Genomic DNA, 21,316 nt, shown 5'->3' with positions numbered 1-21,316 from the left:
CCCCTGCCCGGCGGAGGCGGCGGGGGCGCCGGACCCCTGCCCGGCGGCAGCGGTGAGATCGGTGGCGCTCTGCCCGGCGGGGGCCGCAGGGGCGGCGGAACCCTGGCCGGCGGGGGTGACGTAGCCGACGAGGCGTTGGTGGCCCGGCTCGTCCTCCCGGACCACGACCACCGCCTCGCCGACGCTCCCGGCGCCGGCGCGGCGCAACGCCGCCTCGACCTCGCCCGGTTCGACGCGGAAGCCGCGGATCTTCACCTGCCGGTCCAGCCGGCCCAGGAACTCCAGTTCCCCGTCGGCCGTCCAGCGCGCCCGGTCGCCGGTGCGGTACAGACGGGCGCCGGGCGGGCCGAAGGGGTCGGCGACGAACCGGGCCGCGGTCAGGCCCGGACGGCCCAGGTAACCGCGGGCCACCGCGTCACCGCCGACGAACAACTCGCCGTCCGCGCCGGCCGGTACGGGGCGCAGCGCGGCGTCGAGGACGTGCACCCGGGTGTGCGGCAGGGCGCCGCCGATCGTCGGCGTGCCCTGACCGGCGGTGAGCGGTCCGGTCCAGGTGGCGACGATCGTGGCCTCGGTCGGCCCGTACGAGTTGATCATGCGGCGGCCGGGTGCCCAGCGGTCGACCAGAGAGGCGGGGCAGGCTTCGGCGCCCACGATGAGCGTGCGCAGGTGGCGGGTGGTGCCCTGCGCGGGGTCCGGCAGGGTGGCCAGTGCGGCGGGCGGGATGAGGGCGTGGGTGATGCGCTGCTCGTCGAGGACCGCGGCGAGCTCGTCACCGAGCCAGGGACCGTGCGGCGGTACGACGAGGGTGGCGCCGGACAGGACGGAGGCGCACAGCTCCAGCACGGAGGCGTCGAAGCTCGGTGAGGAGAACTGGAGCACGCGGTCGCCGGGGCCCACCGCGTACCGTTCGGCGGCGGCCGCGGTGAAGCCGCCGATGCCGCGGTGGGTGACGGTCACGCCCTTGGGGGTACCGGTGGAGCCGGAGGTGTAGATGACGTAGGCGGCGTGATCGGCGTCGACAGGGGCGTCCGCGCCGGCCGCGTGTCCTGGACCGCCGGCGGTGTCCAGCAGCTCACGGACCCGGCCCGGGTCGTCGAGGGTGACGGCGGGCGCGGCGTCGGCGAGCATCAGCGCACGGCGCTCGGCGGGATAGGCCGGGTCCACGGGCAGGAAGGCGGCGCCTGCCCGGGCGACGGCCAGCTCCGCCGCGATCAGCTCCATGGAGCGCGGCAGGACCAGGGCGACGATCCGGTCGGGACCGGCTCCTCGCCGGGTCAGGTGTACGGCCAACCGGTCGGCGCGGACCGCGAGTTCGCGGTAGGTCCAGGTCCGCCGGCCGTCGGTGAGCGCCGGTGCGTCCGGGGTGCGGGCCACCCACGCGGTGAACAGCTCGCCGAGCGTCGGATGCGCCGGTGCCGCCGCGCTCTGCGACGCGCCGGCGGCGGGGCCGGCCTGCGGCGGCAGGGAGGACGCCGGTGCGGGCTTGTCGTGCAGGTCCGTCATGGGTGAAGTCCTTCGGAGAGCGGGGCGATGCGGCGCGGACGATCCCGGGCCCCACCGAGGGGGCCGTGCACCGGCTCGGGTGACACACCGGGGGTGTGGGGCGGGGCGGTACGGGTGCGGAAGCTGACTGGGGTGTCGGTACCGGGGGCGGCCGGGAGGTGCGCCAGGGGTGCCACCTGGCCGGTGACGACCACCGGCCCGGGCAGCCGACCTCGTTCCGGTGCCGGAGCGGCCCGTGCCGGTGCCGGGGCTGCTCGGCCGGCCCGGACAGGCCCCGGTCCCCGAGGGGACCCGGACCGGACGGAACCAAGCCCGAGCGGGCCAGCGGATCAGCGGCTGGACCGGCACCGGCACCGTCGGACCACGGCCCAGGGCGACGTCGGCCAGGACACCGGCGCGATGCGCTGGAGCCGGCACCACGGCTCCGGACCCGGACCGGCCCCGGACCGGCGGGCACCCGTGTTCAGTCGGGGTCGGCGCGGCGGGCCGTGCGGCCGGAGATCTGCACCCGGTCGATGCTTCCGGTGACCGGATCGCGGTGGAAACGGCCCCCGGGTTCGAGGTGTCCGGTGTCCGGATCGAGCAGGTCGCAGGAGAGGTCGGCGTAGCAGACCAGCGGCAGGGGCAGGTCACCGTCGACCGACAGGGCCGGCGAGCCGTCCGGTCCGGGCGCGATGCGATAGGTCGTGGTGCCGTTGCGGTAGGTGCCCACGCACTCGGGCAGGGCGACGGGACGCCCCCGGTCCACGGCCGGCACGCCGGCGGGCACCTGTATGCCGGTCAGCCGGCCCAGTTCCTCGGTGAGGTCGCGCCAGAGCGCGGTGGCACCCCCGGCATTGCCCGTGAAGGCGATCACCGCCCCGCTCTCCGGATCGGCCCGCAGATGGCAGGACGTGCCCTGGGCGTTGCCGTCGTGCCCGCACCACACGCGGTCGTCCCGCTCGTAGAGGGCGAGCCCGGGGCCCCAGCCGTCGGCCAGGGTGCCCGGCCGGGCGGCGGTCTCGGGGCGGCGCATCTCCTTGGCGACGGCGGGCGGCAGCAGGTCCACGCGGCCGATCAGCGCGTTGCCGAACGCGGCGAGGTCCCGGGCGCTCGCGAGCAGCGCCCCGGCCGGCGCCTCCAGCGGCGCCAGGTTCTGCCGGGCCGGACGGGCCTGTCCGGTCGCGGAGTTGACGGCGTGTCCTGCGGCCACGGGACGACCGGGCGCGGGGTCACCGATGAACGCGGGTGTGATGCCGAGGGGTTCGAGGAGCAGCGCCCCGGCCGCCTCCTGCCACGGCATGCCGGTGACCGTCTCCACCAGCCGTCCGGCGGCGACGTAGCCGGCGTTGGAGTAGGAGAAGTCGGTCCCCGGCGGGAACAGCGCGTCGCGGGCGGTGCAGACGGTGGCGAGATAGCGGGGGGCGCTGGTCGTGGCGGCGGTGTCCGAGTCCGGTCCGGCCGGCAACCCCCCGGTGTGACTGAGGAGCTGACGGATGGTCACCTCGGGGACGCCGCTGAGTTCCGGGAGGTGCGCGACGGCGGGTTCGTCCAGGTCCAGGTCGCCGTCGTCGGCCAGGAGCATGACGAGCGCGGCGGTGCAGGGCTTGGTGAGCGAGCCCAGCGGGACCGCCGTGTCCTCGGTGAAGGGTCTGCCGGTGGTGGCGTCGGCCGTACCGGTGTGCACGGCGATGAGATCGGTGCCGGTGTCCAGGGCCAGCTGGGCGCCGGGCACCCGGTGGGTCCGGGCCAGGGCGTCGAGGCGGTCCTGTATCTCCCGGCGTAACAGGGACGGCGTCCGGGAGGCGGCCGGAGCGGTGGGGATGGTGTACGGCATGAGAAGGGGACTCCCGTTGGATGGGTCTCATGTGCGGGTGTGCCGGTGCGGCCCGGGTCTGAGCGGTGCCGGGGCCGGCCGGTGCGCTGGGCGCGCTCGGGCTACGGTCTGCGGACCTCGACGGGCAGCTGCCGCACGCCGATGATCACGGCCGGATTCTGGTAGGCGACGTCCTCGTAGGAGGGGATCGCCAGCATGCGGAATCGTTCATGCAACATCCGCAGGGCGATCCGCGCCTCCAGCCGGGCCAGGGGCGCGCCGAAACAGAAGTGGATGCCGTGCCCGAAGGTCAGATGCGGGTTGGGGTGCCTGGTCACGTCGAAGACGTCGGGCGCCTCGAAGCGGGCGGGGTCCCGGTTGGCGGCGCCCAGATGTGCCATGAGCAGGGTGTCGGCCGCGATCTCATGGCAACCGAGGACCACGGGCCGGGTGACGCGGCGGCCCAGTTCCGGGAACGGGGGCAGCCAGCGCAGCACCTCCTCGACGGCGGCCGGGATCCGCGCGGGGTCGGCGCGCAGCGCGGCGTTCGTGCCGGGGTGCCGGTCGAAGGTGACGACGGCGTTGCCCAGCAGCGCGGTGGTGGTGATGTGCCCGGCGACCAGCAGCAGGGCCACGAAGCCGACCATCTCCTGGTCGGCGAGGCGGACGCCGTCCACCTCGGCGGCGATGAGTCTGCTGGTGAGGTCGTCACCGGGGTCGGCGCGGCGGGCGCGGATGTGGTCGAGCATGTAGCCGTTCATCTCGCGCACCGTGGGCGCAATGGCCTCCAGGGCCCGTTCCAGGTCGGCCATGTCGGGTGCCTCGCCGAGCTGGTCCCCGCCGAACAGGACGCTCGCCCACTCCTGGAAGAGGCGGTGTTCCTCCGCCGGGATGCCGAGCAGTTCGGCGATGACGATGATCGGCAGTGGATAGGCCAGGGCGTCGACCAGGTCGAACCGGTCGCGGTCGGCGACGGCGTCCAGCAGCCGGGCGCAGACGGCCTCGATGCGGGGGCCGAGCCCCTGGACCACCCGGGGGGTGAACGCCTGACTCACCAGGGTGCGGAGCTTGCGGTGCTCCGGCGGGTCCATGCCGACGAAGTTGCCCTGCCGGAAGGTCTCGAAGTCGGGCTGGGTGGGCGCGAGGGCGGACATGTCGGAGGAGTACGTCGTCGGGTCGGCGAGCACGGTGGAGACGGTCTCGTGGTCCAGCACCTGCCAGACGCCCTGCGTCCCGTCGTACCGCACCGGCCCGGCCTCGCGTAAGCCACGCCAGCGGTCGGGTAACTCCTCCAGGAGGAGCGGTTCGCCCGTCGGTTGCTTGCTGATCACCTTGTCTCCTTGCTGGCGCGTGCGGGCATGGCGGAGTCGTGGGCGCGGGGGAAGGCCGTGGACCGGCGCCGGCCGGGAGACCGGGCGGGTTCCGGGCACGGCTGCGCCCCCGCTGCCGGGACATCCGGACGGGAAGAACGCGTGACCCCCGTGTCCTCCTCGGGTGCGGCGACGTAGGCCGCCGTCGGACTGGCGTCCGGGTGGGCCGAAGACCCTGCGCGCAGGCGATGAGGTCTCAGCCCATGGGGCGGGTTTCAGCCCATGCGACGCACGGGGTGGGACTCAGCCCTCCGACGCATGGGGGGGCACACAGCCCCTGCGGTCCGTGTACCGGCACTCACCCATGTGATGAGGCCCCGGCCGGCCACGGCCCCGTAGCGAGCCCTGTCGTGCGGCGCGCCGATCCGACATAACGCATCCCCCTCGGCGATAGCTCCCGCGCACGGCTCACGCAGGACCCTCCCGGCTCGTGAGGTGTGAGAATACGCAGTCGCAGCGCGTGCCGCCCCACGATTGGCATGATGCGTACCCCGAGACACCTTCGTTTCGATGGAACTCGGCCACAGTCTTCATGGCGAGTCACACACAAGCAACCCCCTGAAGTTGAACGGAGAGTACTCTGGCGGTGCTTTTGCGTCACTGTCCGGCCACTCGCCGGGCCTGTGCGCACACGAGCCCCCCGGCCGGATCGTCGCCCCCGCGTGTGCCCCGGCACCTCCGCCGCAAACCGAGAGCGCGGGGAAAACCTGTCACCGACCGAACGGGCGGCAGGTCCTCCGTACCGCGTCCGCACGCGGGCCGGTGCGCCGCCCCACTGTTCGTCCCGATGGCCGGACTGCCCCTGATCAGGGGGGATGATTCGGCCAGCGGAGCTCCTCCCCCATTGCCGAGGACGGTGACGACACGCGCGGCGCGCCGCACCCGCCCACCGCCGACACGCCCGGCGGCCACCCGCACCCCGCCCTCCACTCGGCCGCTTCGGCGCCGCGCGGGACCGAGAACCTCGGCCGGTGCGCGCGGATTCGGCCATCCGGGCGCGGCGGGGGCGCACACCACAAACCCGTACGCCACCCGTGCTTCGCGCCCACCGCCGAGCGCCACCCGGTACGGCGGCCGACGCCCGGGGACGGCGTTCCCGTCCGCGGCCGGCCCCCTGCCCTTCGGCGCCGGCGCATGGAGACGGCCGGGCGGGGTATTCGGAGCCATCCGGCACGCGCGGGCGCGAAGGGTGCCCCGTGAGCGTTCGCCGTGCGCGGGGCGCCGCCGCGAGGGAGTCTTGTGGCCGGGATGCGACGCGCGGCCGTACGAGGAGGTGGTCGGCGTGTCCGACGGGCCGGAGCCGGGACGGGCACCGGCGGCCGGCACGGCGCCGGCCGGACAGCCGGTGCTGTCGCTGGCGCTGGCCACCCTGCTGGAGGAGGTGCAGGCGCACTCCGGCGCCATCTATCTGCTCAGGACCGACGAGCCTGTCCTGGAAATGGCGGTCATGGCGGGCATGCCCCGCGCCTTCGCGGCACCGTGGGAGCGGGTCGGGCTGAGCGCTCCGATCCCGGTCGCCGACGCGGCGCGCGAGAGGCGGCTCGTGTGGGTGGGCGGCGAAGCGGAGATGGCCCGCCGCTATCCCAGGATCTCGGTGGTGCTGCCGTACCCGTTCGCGCTGGCCGCCGCGCCCGTGGCGACGGAGCGCACGGTGTACGGCGCGGTGTTCGTCACCTGGCCGGGCACGCATCCGCCGGAGCTGTCGGACCGGGAGCGGGAACATCTGACGGCGGCCTGCGCACGGCTGGCGCTGCGGCTGGAGCGGGCCGCGCGGGAGGACCGCCCGCTCGGGCACGAGCCGGACGTGCTCGCGGCGCCGGTGTCGTTCGTGGCGGAAACGCTGGGCTCGGTCGAGGCGGCGCGGATGGTGTCCCGGCTGCCGTACGGACTGATGTCACTGGATCTGTACGGCCGTATCGGCTTCGTGAACGCAGCCGCCGGCGAACTGCTCGGCCGGCCCGCCGGGGAGCTGCTGGGCAAGGTGCCCTGGGTGTCGGTGCCGTGGTTGAACGACCCTATGTACGAGGACCGCTACCGGGCGGCGCTGATGAGCCAGCAGGTGACGTCGTTCGTGGCGCTGCGCCCGCCGGGCGAGTGGCTGTCGTTCCGGATGTATCCGAGCACGACCGGACTGAGCGTGCGCGTCACCCGGGCCAAGGCGGTGGCGGAGATGGCGGGCGGGAGCCCCCGGGCGGGTCCGGGCCCGTCCCGGCTCGTGACGATCTCCCAGCTGCTGAGCCTGGCGGGCGCGCTCACCGAGGCGGTCGGGGTGCGGGACGTGGTGCAGCTCGTGTGGGAGGAGGTGGCCCCGGCCGTCGGCAGCCAGGCGCTGGCGCTGCTGCGGGCGCAGGGCGGGCGGCTGCACGTGCTCGGGCACCGCGGCTATCCGGACGCGCACGTCGTGGAACGGTTCAACGGGCTGCCGCTGTCCGATCGCACGCCGGGCACGCACGTCCTGAGCAGTGGGGTGCCCGCCTTCTTCGACTCCCAGGAGCAGCTCGAACGGCTGTATCCGAACCGGCACCACACCCCGGACGGCTTCGCGGCCTGGGCGTACCTGCCGCTGATCGCGTCCGGGCGGCCGGTCGGCACCTGTGTGCTGGCCTACACGGAGCCGCGTGTCTTCCCCGCCGACGAGCGGGCGGTGCTGGCCTCGCTCGGCGGGCTGATCGCGCAGGCCCTGGAGCGGGCCCTGCTCTACGACGCCAAGCACCGCCTCGCCCACGGCCTGCAACAGGCGCTGCTGCCGCACTCGCTGGCGCCCCCGCCCGGCATCGAGGCCGCGGCCCGCTATCTGCCCGCCACCCACGGCATGGAGATCGGCGGCGACTTCTACGACCTGGTGCCGACCCGGCCGCTGGCGGCGGCGGTGATCGGGGACGTCCAGGGGCACAACGTGACCGCGGCCGGTCTGATGGGGCAGATCCGCACCGCGGTCCGCGCGTACACCACGGTGGGGCAGGCGCCGCACGAGGTGATGAGCAGCACCAACCGGCTGCTGATCGATCTCGGTGCCGAACTGTTCGCCAGCTGTCTGTACCTGCGACTGGATCCGGCGCGCGGGCGGGCCGTCATGGCGCGGGCGGGTCATCCGCCGCCGCTGCTGCGCCGGCCGGACGGGCGGGTGCGGGTGCTGGACCTGGCCGGGGGCCCGCTCCTCGGGATCGACGCCTCGGCCCGGTATCCGACGACCGAGGTCTCCCTGGTCCCCGGCTCGGTGCTCGTCCTGTACACCGACGGTCTGGTGGAGTCCCCCGGCATCGACATCGAGGACGCGCTGGTCGACCTCGGCGGGCTGCTCGCGGAGGTCGGCGACCAGCCACTGGAGAACCTGGCGGACGAGGTGGTCCGGCACAGTGCGGGGGCCCGGGGACGGGTGGACGACGTGGCGGTGCTGCTGCTGCGGGCACGCGACGACGGATGACGCACGGCCGGGCCCGGCCCTCCCACCGGAGAACCGGACCCCTCCCCGCCGACCGACACCGGGGGGAGCCCGGCGGGGAGCCTGGAGGGCGCATCGGCCGACTCGGTGCGGGCCGGCTCAGTGCCCATCGGCCGGCTCAGTGGGGGCAGTGCGGGCCGGCCGGCTCAGCGCCTACTGGCCGGCTCAGTGCCTGCCGGTCCCGTCAGTGGGAGCCGGTGACGGACGACGACCCGTCGTCCGCCGCGCCGGCACCGGACGGATCGGCGCCGCCCCCGATCTGGTCACCGCCGGCACCGGGCTGGTCACCGGCACCCGCTTGGTCACCGGCACCGGCCTGATCGCCCGCGCCTGCGCCCGCCTGATCGCCCGCACCGGCTTCGTCTCCGGCACCCGCGCCGGACTGGTCGCCCGCTCCGTTGCCGGCGTCGCCGTCGCCGAGCGTCGCGCCGGTGGCCTGGAGGGCGGTGGTGACCGGCTGGAAGAAGGTCTCGCCGCCGCTGGCGCAGTCGCCGCTGCCGCCGGAGGTGAGGCCGAGGGCGCTGCCGTCCTGGGTGAACAGCGAGCCACCGCTGTCGCCGGGCTCGGCGCAGACGTCGGTCTGGATGAGGCCGGTGACGGTGTCGACGCCGTTCGGGTCGGTCTCGCTCTGGAAGTTGACGGTGGCGTCGAGGCCGGTGACCTGGCCGTCGTGCAGCCCGGTCGTGGAGCCCATCCGGAACACGGTCTCGCCGACGGTGGCGTCGGCGGCCTGGTTGATCTGGACCCTCTGGCCGTTGCCGGCGTTGACCTCGCTGGGCGCCTGGGTGTTCGGGTCGTTGTACTTGACGAGGGAGAAGTCGCCCTCGCCGGGGAAGGTGGCCTGGTCGACGGTGGCGATGGGCTGGCCTGTCTCGGAGTCGGACCATTCCTTGGCGGCCACCCCGCAGTGACCGGCCGTCAGGAAGGCGGGGCTGCCGTCGGAGGCGGTGACGTTGAAGCCGAGCGAGCAGCGGACGCTGCCGCCCTGCACCTGGGAGAAGATGGCGTCGCCGCCGGAGACGAAGGTCTTGAAGGTGCCGGAGGACTTCTTCAGGGTCGCCATGCCGGACCCGAGGCCGCGCACGGTCGACTGCAACCTGTTCCAGTCGGCGCCGGTCACGGTGGAGTCGGCGGTGACCAGGACCTTGTCGGTGCGCGGGTCGACGGCCCAGGAGGTGCCGGGGATGGTCGCCTTGGCCTTCAACGTCGCGGCGGCGGCTTTGAGTTCGGCGGTGCTGTTGTCGACCTGGCGGACCACCGCACCGGCCTTCTTCGCCTGCACGATGACGTTGTTGTCGCCGCTGACCACGTTGACGACCAGCTGCTGCTTGCCGCCGTCGTAGTAGGACCCGGCGAAGGCGTCGCCGAGGATCTTCTGGAGCCGGCCGGCGAGGTCGGAGGCGTCCGTGGCCTTCAGGGTCTTCACGTCCGCCGTGCCGCCCGCGGTCGCGTTGTCCTGGTCCTGGGAGGCGTTGGCGTTGGGCAGCAGGAGGGCCGCCGCCCCGAGCGCCGCGACACCGCCCACCGCTATCGCGGCCTTGCGCTTGGGCATTCGCTTGTGACTCAAACTTCTCGACCTCCACGGGGTCTGCCGCTCACGGGCAGTGCGTATCGGGTTCGTACCGGGGCGCCTGGATGGCCGTACGTACGCACCGGCCGCGCGGTGTGTTCAATTCCGGTTCCGCACGGCCGTACCGGCACGGGGAATCGGCCATGCTCCGCGTGTCGTGGTCGGCGGCCGGGAACAATCCCCCATATGACGATGACCACCGCCGAAGCCGACAAGATCCTCTCCGCCAACTTCGCGCCCTGGGTGCTCGATCTGGGCTTGACCGTCGAAGCGGTGGGCGAGGACCGGGCCGTGCTGCGTCTGCCCTGGTCCGACCGGCTGGCCCGGGAGGGCGGTGGGCTGTCGGGTCAGGCGCTGATGGCGGCGGCCGACACGGCGACGGTGATCGCGGTCTCGGCCGCCCGGGGCGGGTTCGTGCCGATGACGACGGTGCAGCAGTCGACCTCGTTCCAGCGGGCGGTGACCGGCGCGGATGTCCTGATCGAAGCGGTGCTCACCAAGCTGGGCCGCCGGATGGCGTTCGCGGACGTCACGTTGAGCGACGCCGCCTCGGGTGCGCTCGCGGCCCGGGCGAGCACGGTCTACGCGATCCTGGGCTGACACGACGAGGGCTGACACGCCGAGGTCTGACGCCGTGTCGGCCGACCCGAGTCGCCTGACGCGATGCCGAGCGACCCGGAGTCGCCTGACACGAAGCCGACTGACGCGGAGTCGACTGACGCCAGGCCGGCTGACGTGGAGTCGGCTGGCGCCATGTCGGCCGATCTGACGCCGGCCGACACGTCTCCGTACCGACACGCTCAGCTATCGGTCGGTAACGGTCAGCTGCGAACGTGAAGCGGAATCCCCCCTTCAGGGAATCTGCACATCGAATACCCAGGCACGTCACGGCCGCCCGGAGATCTGCACATCCGCGCGCCCCCTGACACGCCTTTGGCGCGGAGTGCCGGATTCGCGATCCGAGGGGCAAGACACCGGGCGCGGTGATGCCGTGCGGCATGTGAAGGAGTCGCCGACATGCCGTGCACAGACCTGCACGGTTGGACCCCCCTCACGCGCCAAGTTCCCAGGTGAGAGCCCTGGTTGATTGGAAGCGCGCCCCGCGTGCGTGCTTTGATCCATCGCACCGCGGGGGTCCGGCGGGCCCCCGGAGACGGGTGCCCGGCGCCCGCGGCCGCGGCCGTCCGTCTGTCCCCAGAGGGGGCCGCTCCCCCCTTGTGAAATATCCATATGAAGGGAAGTTCCACCATGAACTCCACCCCCCAGGTTGAGACCGTCGAGATCTCGGACGCCGAGCTGGACAACGTCTCCGGCGGTCTGTCCGTGAACACCCTCAACAGCACCCTGGGTACCGTGAACGCGGTGGCCCCGGGCGTCACCGGCCTGGTCAACACGGTCGTCGGCACCGTCGAGGGCGTCTCCGGCCTGAACGTCGCCCCGGTCAACGGCCTGGTCGCCGGTCTCTGATCGCACCCAGGTGTGACCGACGTCCCGGAGCCGTCCCTCGGCTCCGGGACTCATCGGTGCCCTGAAACACCCGCGTCTCTCCCACAGGTGAGGGAAGTTCCGTGCAGTTCCGCCAACAGGCCCTCGCCAAGCTCCAGTCACCGGAGGAGCTGGACCTCCCGGTGCGTCTCGCGCGCCCGCAGGGCTGGCTCGCGCTCGGCGTCACCGTCGTTGTCATGGCCGCCGCCTCCGTCTGGGCGGTGACCGGCTCGGTCGCCTCCACCGTGAGCGCGCCCGCCATCCTCACCCACGGGCAGGGCAGTTATCTGCTGCAGAGCCCGGTGGCCGGACAGGTGACGGCCGTCCTCGCCCGTCAGGGCCAGCGGCTGCCCGCGAACGCGCCCCTGCTCAAGGTCCGTGGCGACAAGGGCGAGACCGTGGTCCGGACGGTCGCCGCCGGACGCGTCACCACGCTCGCCGCCACCATCGGCCAGATCGTCCAGACCGGCACCGACGTCGCCGCGGTCGAGAAGGTCGCCCACGCCTCCGACCCGCTGTACGCGACCGTGTACGTCCCGGCCGAGAACGCCGCCGCCATCCCGGCGCACGCCTCGGTCGACCTGACCGTGTCCTCCGTACCCACGCAGCGGTACGGCGTGCTGCGCGGCGAGGTGAAGTCGGTGGACCGCACCGCGCAGTCCGCGCAGTCCGTCTCCGCGTTCCTCGGCGACAGCCAGCTCGGCGAGCAGTTCACCCGCAAGGGCCGCCCGGTGGCCGTCCTGGTGGAACTCGCCACGTCCTCGTCGACCAAGAGCGGCTACCGCTGGTCCACCTCGGACGGGCCGCCGTTCCGGCTCGACTCCATGACGCTCGCCACCGGCTCCGTCCGGCTCGCCGACCAGCATCCCGTCGATTGGCTGCTCCCGTGACGACCACCGCCCAGGAATCCCGCGGCCGCAGACGCGCGGCCCCCGCCAAGCGGCCGGTCCCCAAGTCCCGTACCGGCACGGTCCGTACGCCCACCGTGCTGCAGATGGAGGCCGTCGAGTGCGGCGCCGCCTCCCTCGCCATGGTCCTCGGCCACTACGGCCGGTACGTCCCGCTGGAGGAGCTGCGCATCGCCTGCGGCGTCTCCCGCGACGGCTCCCGCGCCTCCAACCTGCTCAAGGCGGCCCGTGGTTACGGCCTGACGGCCAAGGGCATGCAGATGGACCTGGCCGCCCTCGCCGAGGTGCGGGCCCCGGCCATCCTCTTCTGGGAGTTCAACCACTACGTCGTCTACGACGGCATGGGCCGCCGCTTCGGCCGGCGCGGGGTGTACGTCAACGACCCCGCCAAGGGCCGCCGGTTCGTGCCCATGGAGGAGTTCGACGGCAGCTTCACCGGTGTGGTGCTGGTGCTGGAGCCCGGCGAGGGCTTCACCAGGGGCGGGCGCAAGCCCGGTGTGCTCGGCGCGATGCCGGCCCGGCTGCGCGGCACCGCGGGCACGCTGCCCGCCGCCGTCCTGGCCAGCCTGCTGCTGGTGGCGGTCGGTGCTGCCGTACCCGCGCTCAGCCGCACCTACATCGACATGTTCCTCATCGGCGGGCAGACCTCGCTGCTGGGCGTGCTGTTCACCTCGATGGCCGCCTGTGTGCTGCTCACGCTGGTTCTGACCTGGCTCCAGCAGGCCAACCTGCTGCACGGCCGGATCATCTCCTCCACCCTCTCCAGCGCCCGCTTCCTGCGCCATCTGCTGCGGCTGCCGGTCACGTTCTTCGCCCAGCGCTCCCCCGCCGACCTGGTGCAGCGCCTGCAGTCCAACGACCAGGTCGCCGAGACCCTGGCCCGCGACCTCGCGGCGGCCGGCGTCGACGCGATCGTGGTCGTCCTGTACGCGGTCCTGCTCTACACCTACGACCCGCAGCTCACGTTCGTCGGCATCGCCGTGGCCCTGCTGAACGTCGTCGCCATGCGGCTCGTCGTACGGCTGCGCGCGACGCGGACGGCGAAGCTCCGCGCGGACACCGCGCGGCTGACCAACACCTCGTACACCGGCCTTCAGTTGATCGAGACGCTGAAGGCGACCGGCGGCGAGGACGGCTACTTCCGCAAGTGGGCCGGGCAGCACGCCACCACGCTGGAGGAGCAGCAGCGGCTCGGTGTGCCGAGCGCCTGGCTCGGCGTGGTCGCGCCGACGCTCGCCACCTTCAACAGCGCGCTCATCCTGTGGATCGGCGGGATGCGCGCCGTGGAGGGGCACATCTCGGTCGGTCTGCTCGTCGCCTTCCAGGCGCTGGTGACCCGCTTCACCGCGCCGCTGACCCGGCTCAACGGCGTGGCGGGCCGCATCCAGGACTTCGCCGCCGACGTGGCCCGGCTGAAGGACGTGGAGAACTTCCAGGCCGACCCGCTCTACGCCCGCCCCGGCGGGGGCGACTCGACCCGGCGGCTGCACGGGCACGTCGAGCTGGAGAACGTCACCTTCGGCTACAGCCCGCTGGACCAGCCGCTGCTGACCGGGTTCGACCTGACCGTCGGCCCCGGGCAGCAGGTGGCGCTGGTGGGCGGCTCGGGCAGCGGCAAGTCCACGGTCTCCCGGCTGATCTCGGGGCTGTACACGCCGTGGGACGGGGTGATCCGCATCGACGGCCGCCGGCTGGAGGACATCCCGCGCGGCGCGCTCGCCGCCTCCGTCTCCTTCGTCGACCAGGACGTCTTCCTCTTCGAGGGCTCGGTCCGCGACAACGTGGCCCTGTGGGACCCGTCGATCCCGGACGAGGCCGTGGTGGAGGCGCTGAAGGACGCGGCGCTGTACGACGTGGTGATGCGCCGGCCCGGCGGTATCCACAGCAGGGTCGAGCAGGACGGCCGCAACTTCTCCGGCGGGCAGCGTCAGCGCCTGGAGATCGCGCGGGCGCTGGTGCGCCGGCCGAGCATCCTCGTGCTGGACGAGGTGACCAGCGCGCTGGACGCGGAGACCGAGCTGGTCGTGATGGACAACCTGCGGCGGCGCGGCTGTGCCTGCGTGGTGATCGCGCACCGGCTGAGCACGGTCCGCGACAGCGACGAGATCGTCGTCCTCCAGCACGGCACGGTCGTGGAGCGCGGGCGGCACGAGGATCTGGTGGCGCGCGGCGGCGCGTACGCGGCGCTGGTCAGGGAGCGGTGAGATGACCTCCGTACACGAAGGGGACCTCGTCCTGGGCGCGTTCGGCGCGCTCGGCGCCCGGTTCGACTGCGCCGGTCTGAGCCGCCTGGACCTGGAGGGCCCGCAGGTGCTGTGGCTGGTCGCGGCCGGCGCCCTGGACCTGTACGCGGTGGACGCCGTCCAGCAGGGCCACTGGCACCACCTCGGCCGGCTGGAGGCGGGCACACTGCTGCTGGGCCCGGTCGCCGGCCCCCAGCACACCCTGGTGGCCCGCCCGGTCCGGGACTGCGTGGTGCACCGCGTCAACCTGCGCGAGCTGTACCAGCCGGCGCAGACCCAGACCTGGTCGTACGACGAGTACGGCAACCCGCAGTACGTGCCGCCGACGTCGAGCCCGCTGGAGTACGCGCTCGCCCTGGGCGTCGGCCGGGGCCTGTCCGTCCTCTTCCAGGCCCCGCTGGCCGAGGAGCGGGCGACCGCCCCCGCGGACGACGACGTGTTCTGGATGCAGGTGCCGCCGGGCAGCGTGCAGTACGGCTCGCTGTACGGCGCGGAGGCCGCCGCCGATCTGCTGGTGGACCCGGCGCTGTGGCAGAGCATGGTGGACCAGCAGTACCGGCTGCTGACCGCTCTGGACCGCTGGATCGAGCAGCTGGAGCGCACGCACGAGACGCGGACGGCCGCCGGGATCAAGGCCGGTGAGGCGGTCCGCGCCCAGGCCGACCGGACCCTGCTGGCCTCCATCGGCAAGCGCTCCTCGCACCGTACGACGGCCGCGGACGCCGACGCGACGTACGCGGCCTGCAAGCTGGTCGCCGAGGCGGCGGGCATCCGGCTCGCCGAGCCGGCGCAGAGCGGCACGGAGAGCGACCGGCTGGACCCGGTGGAGCGGGTGGCGCTGGCCTCGCGGGTGCGGACGCGGGCCGTCCGGCTGGACGGGCGCTGGTGGCGGGAGAACGTGGGCCCGCTGGTCGGCCACCGGGCGCTGTCCGGGGCGCCGGTCGCGCTGCTGTGGCGGCGCGGCGGCTATGTCGCCGTCCACCCGGGGACGGGGCGCGAGACACCCGTCGAGAGGGCGAACGCGGAGGAGTTCGAGCCGCGCGCGGTGATGTTCTACCGGCCGCTGCCCGACAAGCGGCTCGGGCCGCTCGGGCTGCTGCGGTTCAGTCTGCGCGGCACCCGCGCCGACCTGCTGAACCTGCTCCTCGCGGGGCTGGTGACGGTGGCGATCGGCGCGCTGGTGCCGATCGCCACCGGCAAGGTGCTCGGTGAGTACGTGCCGAGGGCGCAGGAGGACCTGATCGTCCAGGTGTGCCTGGCGGTCATGGTGAGCGGGGTGGTCGCGGCGGCGTTCACGCTGCTGGAGAACCTGTCCATCCTGCGTCTGGAGGGCCGGATCGAGGCGGCGCTGCAACCCGCCGTCTGGGACCGGCTGCTGCGGCTGCCCACTCGTTTCTTCGCCCAGCGCTCCACGGGCGAGCTGGCCAGTGCGGCGATGGGCATCAGCACGATCCGCCGGCTGCTGGCGGGCGTCGGCCCGGTCGTCGCCCAGTCGGTGACCGTCGGCGCGATGAACCTCGCCCTGCTGTTCTGGTACAGCCCGGCGATGGCGACGGCCGCGATCGGGATGCTCGTCGTCATCGCGGCGGTGTTCGGCGGGCTGGGGCTGTGGCAGGTGCGCTGGCAGCGGCGCCTGGTGGTGCTCGGCAACAAGCTGAACAACCAGGCGTTCCAGACCCTGCGCGGCCTGCCGAAGCTGAGGGTGGCGGCGGCGGAGAACTACGCCTACGCGGCCTGGGCGCGGCAGTTCGCGCACAGCCGGGAACTCCAGCAGAAGGCGGGCCGGATCAAGAACCTCACCACGGTCCTCGGCGCGGTCTACCTGCCGGTGTGCACCCTGCTGATGTTCATCCTGCTGGCGGGCCCGGCCCGGGGCACGATGTCCGCGGCGGACTTCCTCGCGTTCAGCACGTCGGTGACCATGGTGCTGACCTCGGTCACCCAGCTGACCGGCGCGTTCGTGTCGGCGGTGGCGGCGCTGCCGCTGTTCGAGGAGATCAAGCCGGTGCTGGAGGCCACGCCCGAGGTGCGCACGGCGAGCACCCGCCCCGGCCCGCTGTCCGGGGCGGTGGAGGCCCGCCGGCTGTCCTTCCGGTACGCCGACGACGGCCCCCTCGTGCTGGACGACGTGTCCTTCGCCGTACGGCCGGGCGAGTTCGTGGCGGTCGTCGGCCCGAGCGGCTGCGGCAAGTCCACGCTGCTGCGCCTGCTCATCGGCTTCGACCGGCCGGTCTCCGGCAGCGTCCTCTACGACGGCCAGGACCTGGCGGCGCTCGACCAGTCCGCGGTGCGCCGCCAGTGCGGGGTCGTCCTCCAGCACGCCCAGCCGTTCACCGGCTCGATCATGGACGTCATCTGCGGCACCGAGCCGTACACACCCGAGGAGGCGATGGCGGCCGCCGAGCTGGCGGGGCTCGCCGAGGACATCCAGCGGATGCCGATGGGGCTGCACACGATCGTCGCGGGCAGCGGAGCGGTCTCCGGCGGCCAGCGGCAGCGCCTGATGATCGCCCAGGCCCTCATCCGGCGCCCGCGCATCCTCTTCTTCGACGAGGCGACCAGCGCCCTGGACAACGACACCCAGCGCATCGTCATCGACAGCACCCGCAAGCTGAACGCCACCCGGATCGTCATCGCCCACCGGCTGTCGACCGTCATGGACGCCGACCGGGTGATCGTGATGGAGGAGGGCAAGGTCGTCCAGCAGGGCACCCCGGCCGAACTCCTCGCGGACACCGGGGGCCGGCTGCACGAGCTGGTGCGCCGGCAGCTGGCCTAGGGCCTCTCCTCGTCACCCGGCTGAGCCGGCTCGTCGTGGTGGGAGGGGACCCAGTGGTGCTGGGTGAACCAGCGGCCGAACAGGGCACCGCCGTAGATGACGAAGCCGACGCCGATGAGCCAGGACTCGACGACGAGCACGGTGCCGACGGCGCCGTAGCTCAGGGCGTTGGTGACGATGAGCGGGGTGAAGACGAGGTAGGAGAAGGCACGCAGGCCGGCCAGGCCGATGACCGTGGCCACCGCGCCGGGCAGCAGCGAGCGCCAGTGGACCTGCCCGCCGAGCAGGAAACGCTGCCCCCACCAGAAGAACAGCACACCGCTCAGCGCGGAGAACACGATCCGCTGCGTCCCGTGCAGCGTCGACTTCGTCGCGACCTCCTGGTAGAGGTACGCCGTCAGCACCACCAGCCAGGTCGCCTGCCGCCACACCCGGTGCCAGGGGCCGGAGGCCAGGCCCCAGATCCGCTCGTAGGCGTTCTGCACGCTGCCGCCGAAGGACACGCCGAACACGGCGAGCAGGACACCACTCCACACGCTGGTGGTGCCGATGACCTTGCGCGGGGGGCTGATCACATCGGTGATGACGTGGGCGGACCGCCCGGACAGGCCCATGCCGTCGGTGAGCCAGGAGGCGAAGCCGCCCCGTACCAGCGGGTCGGCCGCGGCGACCACGATCAGCAGCGGGGCCAGCGTGACCAGGGCCAGGGTGGCGAAGCCCATCGCCCGGTGCATCAGCTCCAGCTCCCGGCCGTGCTCGAACAGGGCCTGGACCCGTAGCCACCGCCACGCGCGGTGCAGGCCGCGCCGCAACCGCCTCACGGCTCCTCCCGCCGCTCGCCGCCCACCACACGCTCTCCTGTGCCGATTCATCCAGCGTGGCACGCGCCGCGCGACTCGCAGCCGGAAGGCGCGCACCGGCCCGGCGCGCTGCTGCGCACGGGTGACCGTCCGGCCGGCGACACGGGCGGCGGGTGCGGTTTGCGGGGTGCGGCGGCGGAGAATCGGACTCCGTGCCTATCACCGAGGACACGCCGGGCGGCCGGCGACGCGTGCTGATCCTGAGCGCGAGCATGGGAGCCGGTCACGACACCGTGGCCGCCGAGCTGGCGCGGCGGGCCGCGGAGCGGGGCCACGAGGCCCGGGTGGCCGATGTGCTGACGTTGCTGCCGTACGGCCTGGGCACCGGGCTGCGCCGCGGCTACCAGGCGTCGGTACGGCATCTGCCCTGGCTGTACGGCGGTGTGTACGGCGCGTTCCTGCGCGGCGGACCCGGCCGGCGGCCCAGCGGGGTCCCGCTCGCCCGGCTGGCCGGGGACCGGCTGACGGAACTCGTGGACCGGACGGGCGCCGACGTGGTGGTGTCCGTCTTCCACCTGGCCGCGCAGCTCACCGGGCACCTGCGGGAGCGTGGCGGGCTGCGGGTGCCGAGCGCCGTGTTCCTGCTGGACTTCGAGGTGCACCGGCAGTGGCTGCATGCGGGCAACGACCGGTATCTGTGCCTCACCGACGCGGCGGCGGCGGACGTACGCCGGTTCCTGGCCGTGCCGGTGGTCACGACCGGCCCGGTGGTCGCGCCCGCCTTCCGTGCACCGGCCGCCGGGGCGGCCCGCTGGCGGGAGCGGTTCGCCCGGCGGGCGCCCGGCCGTCCCCCGGTGCTGCTGTCCGCCGGTGCCTGGGGCGCGGCGTCCCGCCCGGCCGCCACGGCCCGGCTGCTGGCGGCGGCCGGCTATCTGCCGGTGGTGCTGTGCGGCCGCAACGAGCGGCTGCGCGCGGGCGTCTCCCGGGAGCCGGCGGCGCTGGCCCTGGGCTGGGTCGACGACATGCCGGGCCTGCTGGCCGCCTGCTACGCGCTGGTGGACAACGCGGCCGGCCAGACCGCCGTGCAGGCCCTCGCGGCGGGCCTGCCCGTGATCGCGTACCGCCCGCTGCCCGGCCACGGCACGGACGGCGTGCGCCGCATGACCGAGCTGGGCGTGTCCGACCTGGCCCCGGACGCCCCCGCCCTGCTGGCGGCACTGGGGCGGCTCGGGGAGAACACCCCGGAACGCACGGACCGGGTGGTCCGCGGGCGCACCCTGTTCCGCGGGGACGCCCTGGACCGCGTGACGGACCTGACGACGGACAGCTGAGCCGGTCCAAGCCGGACGCATCACGACGACCCCGTCCCGAAGCGGACCCGGCCCACGGTCACGCAAGCGCCTCACCACCCGGCAGGCCCCGACCACGGCCGACACGGCGCCCCCTCCCTGGGCCATGCCGGCAGCAGCCGGAACCCGAGTGCCGGTCCAGCGCGAACGCCCCGGGAACACCCGGTCACTCCCCCGCCACCCCGGCCGGCACGATCACCCCGTCCCGAAGCGGACCCGGCCCACGGTCACGCAAGCGCCTCACCACCCGGCAGGCCCCGACCACGGCTGACAGGGCGCCCCCCGGGGCCATGCCGGCAGCAGCCGGAACCCGAGTGCCGGTCCAGCGCGAGCGCCCCGGGAACACCCGGTCACTCTCCCGCCACCCCGGCCGGCACGATCACCCCGTCCCGAAGCGGAACCGGCCCGTGGTCGCGCAGGGGGCCCACGGTGAGCCCCGCCTCGCGGCAGTCCCGGACGATCGTCGGGAGCGCGGTCAGGGTCGCGTGCCAGCTGCCGGGGGCCGAGTGGCGGTCGGAGTCGTGGAGCAGGACGGTGCCGCCGCCGCGCAGGTCCGCGGCGACCCGGGCCCGTACGGACGTGGGGGTCGCGTCGGCGGTCCAGTCCCTGCCCCACGCCGACCACAGCACCGTCCGCAGTCCGGAGCGCCGGGCGGCCAGCCAGCGGCTCGTGGTGAGGATGCCGTAGGGCGGGCGGTACCACCACGGGCGGTGGCCGGTGAGGTCGTGCACCGCGTGGACGGTCCGGGCGACCGCCTCGGCGTCGCGGGCGAACGCCGGCCACCAGGGCCGGTCGTGGGCCCAGCCGTGCACCCCGAGCTCGTGCCCGCGCCGCGCCGTCTCCCGGACCAGCGCGGGATGGCGCACCGCCTGCTCGCCGAGCACGAAGAACGTGGCCCGCACCCCGAGCTCGTCCAGCGCGTCGAGGAAGCGCGGGGTCGACACCGGGTCCGGTCCGTCGTCGAAGGTGAGCGCGATGTGCCGGCGGGGCCCGGTGCCGGCGAGCCCGGGGAAGAGCGGCAGCCGTACGCCCGGCAGCCAGGTGGCCGCCGGGCCGATGTGGGCCGCGGCGACCGCTGCGGGCAGCAGGACGGCGGCCGTCCGCACGGCGCGGCCGGACACGAGGGACATGGGTGACCTACCTCCTCGGGGAGCGCGGGAGAGCGTTGGTGGAGCCGGAGGACTCCTCCGGGTCCGTGGCGTCCCACTCGCCGCCGACGGACGGCGAGTGGACCAGGCCGATGCTGCCCGCGCCGATGAGGGCGACGCCGATCGCCTCCGGCAGCAGACTCAGGCCCAGGTGGATCGATTCGTCGAACAGCACCCAGCCGAGCACGACGCTGGTGAGCGCGTCGCCGAGGGTGAGGGCGGGCTGGGAGGCCGTCAGCGAGCCGGCGCCGAGCGCGCCCTGGAGCAGCAGGAACGCGACGAGTCCGGCGGCCCCGGTGGCGTACAGCGACCAGTGCCCGAACATCTCCGCGGGCCCCTGCGCGAGCCGTCCCACGGCCTCCTTCAGCAGCGCCGCGGTCGCGGCGAAGGACACGGCGGAGGCGAGGCCGAGCAGCGCGGCCCGCGACGCGCCACGGGTCGGGCGCGCGACCACCACCAGCAGGACGACGGCGCCGAGCGCCCCGCCGCCGCCCAGCAGCCAGTCCCCCGGCCGCGCGGTAGGCCGGCCGGCGGACGGCGCCGCCGCCAGGAGGAACAGGGCCAGTCCGCCGGCGAGGGCGACGAACGCCAGCCAGGTGCGGGCTTCCGGGCGGCGCCGGAAGACGACACTGCCCACGGCCAGCGTGAACAGCAGTTCGGCGGTGAGCAGGGGCTGGACCAGGGACAGGCTGCCCACGGCCAGCGCACCGGCCTGCAACAGGCTGGACAGTCCGAGCAGCCCCGCGCCCGCCAGCCAGTAGGGTCTGCGCAGCAGATGGGCGAACCGGCGCACCACGGACCCCGCCCCACCGCCCTGGTCCGGTTCCTCCTGCACGGCGGCGCGGCGCTGGAGGACGGACGCGGACGCGTTGGACAGGGCCGCGAGAAGGGCGAGCAGCACCGTCAGCGCCATCATGGTCG

General features: G+C 74.0%; 13 protein-coding genes and 1 pseudogene. 7 read left to right on the top strand and 7 right to left on the bottom strand.

The window, feature by feature from the left end; all coding sequences use genetic code 11:
* Positions 1-111 precede the first annotated feature (111 nt).
* From C3492_RS33755 to C3492_RS33745, 3 genes and pseudogenes are all read right to left on the bottom strand, one after another.
* Positions 112-1,506 (bottom strand): annotated as a pseudogene (locus C3492_RS33755) (amino acid adenylation domain-containing protein); the annotation flags it as partial.
* Between the two features lie 463 nt (positions 1,507-1,969).
* Positions 1,970-3,322 carry a serine hydrolase gene (locus C3492_RS33750; RefSeq protein ID WP_103816447.1) on the bottom strand — a complete coding sequence of 451 codons (1,353 nt, stop codon included), beginning with the start codon at positions 3,320-3,322 and terminating at the stop codon, positions 1,970-1,972.
* Between the two features lie 101 nt (positions 3,323-3,423).
* Positions 3,424-4,632 (bottom strand): cytochrome P450, encoded by a 1,209-nt coding sequence (locus tag C3492_RS33745; protein WP_103816446.1) that lies wholly within the window; start codon positions 4,630-4,632, stop codon positions 3,424-3,426.
* Between the two features lie 1,312 nt (positions 4,633-5,944).
* Between C3492_RS33745 and C3492_RS33735 the strand changes: the two genes are divergently transcribed.
* Entirely contained in the window at positions 5,945-8,095 is a 2,151-nt protein-coding gene (locus C3492_RS33735; protein WP_374938404.1) for a SpoIIE family protein phosphatase, read from the top strand.
* A gap of 202 nt (positions 8,096-8,297) precedes the next feature.
* Here C3492_RS33735 and C3492_RS33730 read toward each other — a convergent pair whose 3' ends face one another.
* Positions 8,298-9,680 carry a S1 family peptidase gene (locus tag C3492_RS33730; protein ID WP_258056053.1) on the bottom strand — a complete coding sequence of 461 codons (1,383 nt, stop codon included), beginning with the start codon at positions 9,678-9,680 and terminating at the stop codon, positions 8,298-8,300.
* 189 nt (positions 9,681-9,869) lie between these two features.
* Between C3492_RS33730 and C3492_RS33725 the strand changes: the two genes are divergently transcribed.
* From C3492_RS33725 to C3492_RS33705, 5 genes are all read left to right on the top strand, one after another.
* Positions 9,870-10,283, top strand: coding sequence for a PaaI family thioesterase (locus tag C3492_RS33725; RefSeq protein ID WP_103816444.1), 414 nt, complete (start codon positions 9,870-9,872; stop codon positions 10,281-10,283).
* Positions 10,284-10,931: 648 nt separating this feature from the next.
* Positions 10,932-11,150, top strand: a complete 219-nt coding sequence (locus C3492_RS33720; RefSeq protein ID WP_014676668.1) for a hypothetical protein — start codon at positions 10,932-10,934, stop codon at positions 11,148-11,150.
* A 101-nt stretch (positions 11,151-11,251) separates the two neighbouring features.
* Entirely contained in the window at positions 11,252-12,058 is an 807-nt protein-coding gene (locus C3492_RS33715; RefSeq protein ID WP_103816443.1) for an HlyD family efflux transporter periplasmic adaptor subunit, read from the top strand.
* Positions 12,055-14,280 carry an NHLP family bacteriocin export ABC transporter peptidase/permease/ATPase subunit gene (locus C3492_RS33710; RefSeq protein ID WP_103816442.1) on the top strand — a complete coding sequence of 742 codons (2,226 nt, stop codon included), beginning with the start codon at positions 12,055-12,057 and terminating at the stop codon, positions 14,278-14,280. Before C3492_RS33715 ends, C3492_RS33710 begins: the two co-directional genes overlap by 4 nt.
* A gap of 1 nt (position 14,281) precedes the next feature.
* On the top strand, positions 14,282-17,098 hold the full coding sequence (locus C3492_RS33705; RefSeq protein ID WP_103816441.1) for an NHLP bacteriocin export ABC transporter permease/ATPase subunit: 2,817 nt from the start codon (positions 14,282-14,284) through the stop codon (positions 17,096-17,098).
* Here the strand turns inward: C3492_RS33705 and C3492_RS33700 are convergent.
* The gene (locus C3492_RS33700; protein WP_103816440.1) at positions 17,095-17,919 is read right to left on the bottom strand and encodes a ribonuclease BN; all 825 of its coding nucleotides are present in this window, start codon (positions 17,917-17,919) and stop codon (positions 17,095-17,097) included. The genes C3492_RS33705 and C3492_RS33700 overlap by 4 nt on opposite strands.
* Positions 17,920-18,110: 191 nt before the next feature.
* Between C3492_RS33700 and C3492_RS33695 the strand changes: the two genes are divergently transcribed.
* Positions 18,111-19,229 carry a galactosyldiacylglycerol synthase gene (locus tag C3492_RS33695; RefSeq protein WP_103816439.1) on the top strand — a complete coding sequence of 373 codons (1,119 nt, stop codon included), beginning with the start codon at positions 18,111-18,113 and terminating at the stop codon, positions 19,227-19,229.
* 368 nt (positions 19,230-19,597) lie between these two features.
* Here C3492_RS33695 and C3492_RS33690 read toward each other — a convergent pair whose 3' ends face one another.
* Both C3492_RS33690 and C3492_RS33685 read right to left on the bottom strand, forming a co-directional pair.
* A complete protein-coding gene (locus tag C3492_RS33690) occupies positions 19,598-20,377 on the bottom strand; it encodes a polysaccharide deacetylase family protein (RefSeq protein WP_103816438.1) in 780 nt (259 codons plus the stop codon).
* Between the two features lie 7 nt (positions 20,378-20,384).
* Complete coding sequence (locus tag C3492_RS33685) at positions 20,385-21,311, bottom strand: DMT family transporter (protein WP_103816437.1); 927 nt, start codon at positions 21,309-21,311, stop codon at positions 20,385-20,387.
* Positions 21,312-21,316 lie beyond the last annotated feature (5 nt).

Origin of the sequence: Streptomyces sp. Ru62 (genome assembly GCF_002920615.1) — a bacterium.
Lineage (GTDB): Bacteria > Actinomycetota > Actinomycetes > Streptomycetales > Streptomycetaceae > Streptomyces.
The sequence above is the reverse complement of the archived record's forward strand: the minus strand, read 5'-3'. Positions and strand labels throughout refer to the sequence as shown.

Excerpts from the sequence above, each read along its gene's own strand:
- C3492_RS33750 (WP_103816447.1), bottom strand. The coding sequence starts at position 3,322 with ATGCCGTACACCATCCCCACCGCTCCGGCCGCCTCCCGGACGCCGTCC.
- C3492_RS33725 (WP_103816444.1), top strand. The coding sequence starts at position 9,870 with ATGACGATGACCACCGCCGAAGCCGACAAGATCCTCTCCGCCAACTTC.
- C3492_RS33720 (WP_014676668.1), top strand. The coding sequence starts at position 10,932 with ATGAACTCCACCCCCCAGGTTGAGACCGTCGAGATCTCGGACGCCGAG.
- C3492_RS33705 (WP_103816441.1), top strand. The coding sequence starts at position 14,282 with ATGACCTCCGTACACGAAGGGGACCTCGTCCTGGGCGCGTTCGGCGCG.
- C3492_RS33690 (WP_103816438.1), bottom strand. The coding sequence starts at position 20,377 with ATGTCCCTCGTGTCCGGCCGCGCCGTGCGGACGGCCGCCGTCCTGCTG.
- C3492_RS33685 (WP_103816437.1), bottom strand. The coding sequence starts at position 21,311 with ATGATGGCGCTGACGGTGCTGCTCGCCCTTCTCGCGGCCCTGTCCAAC.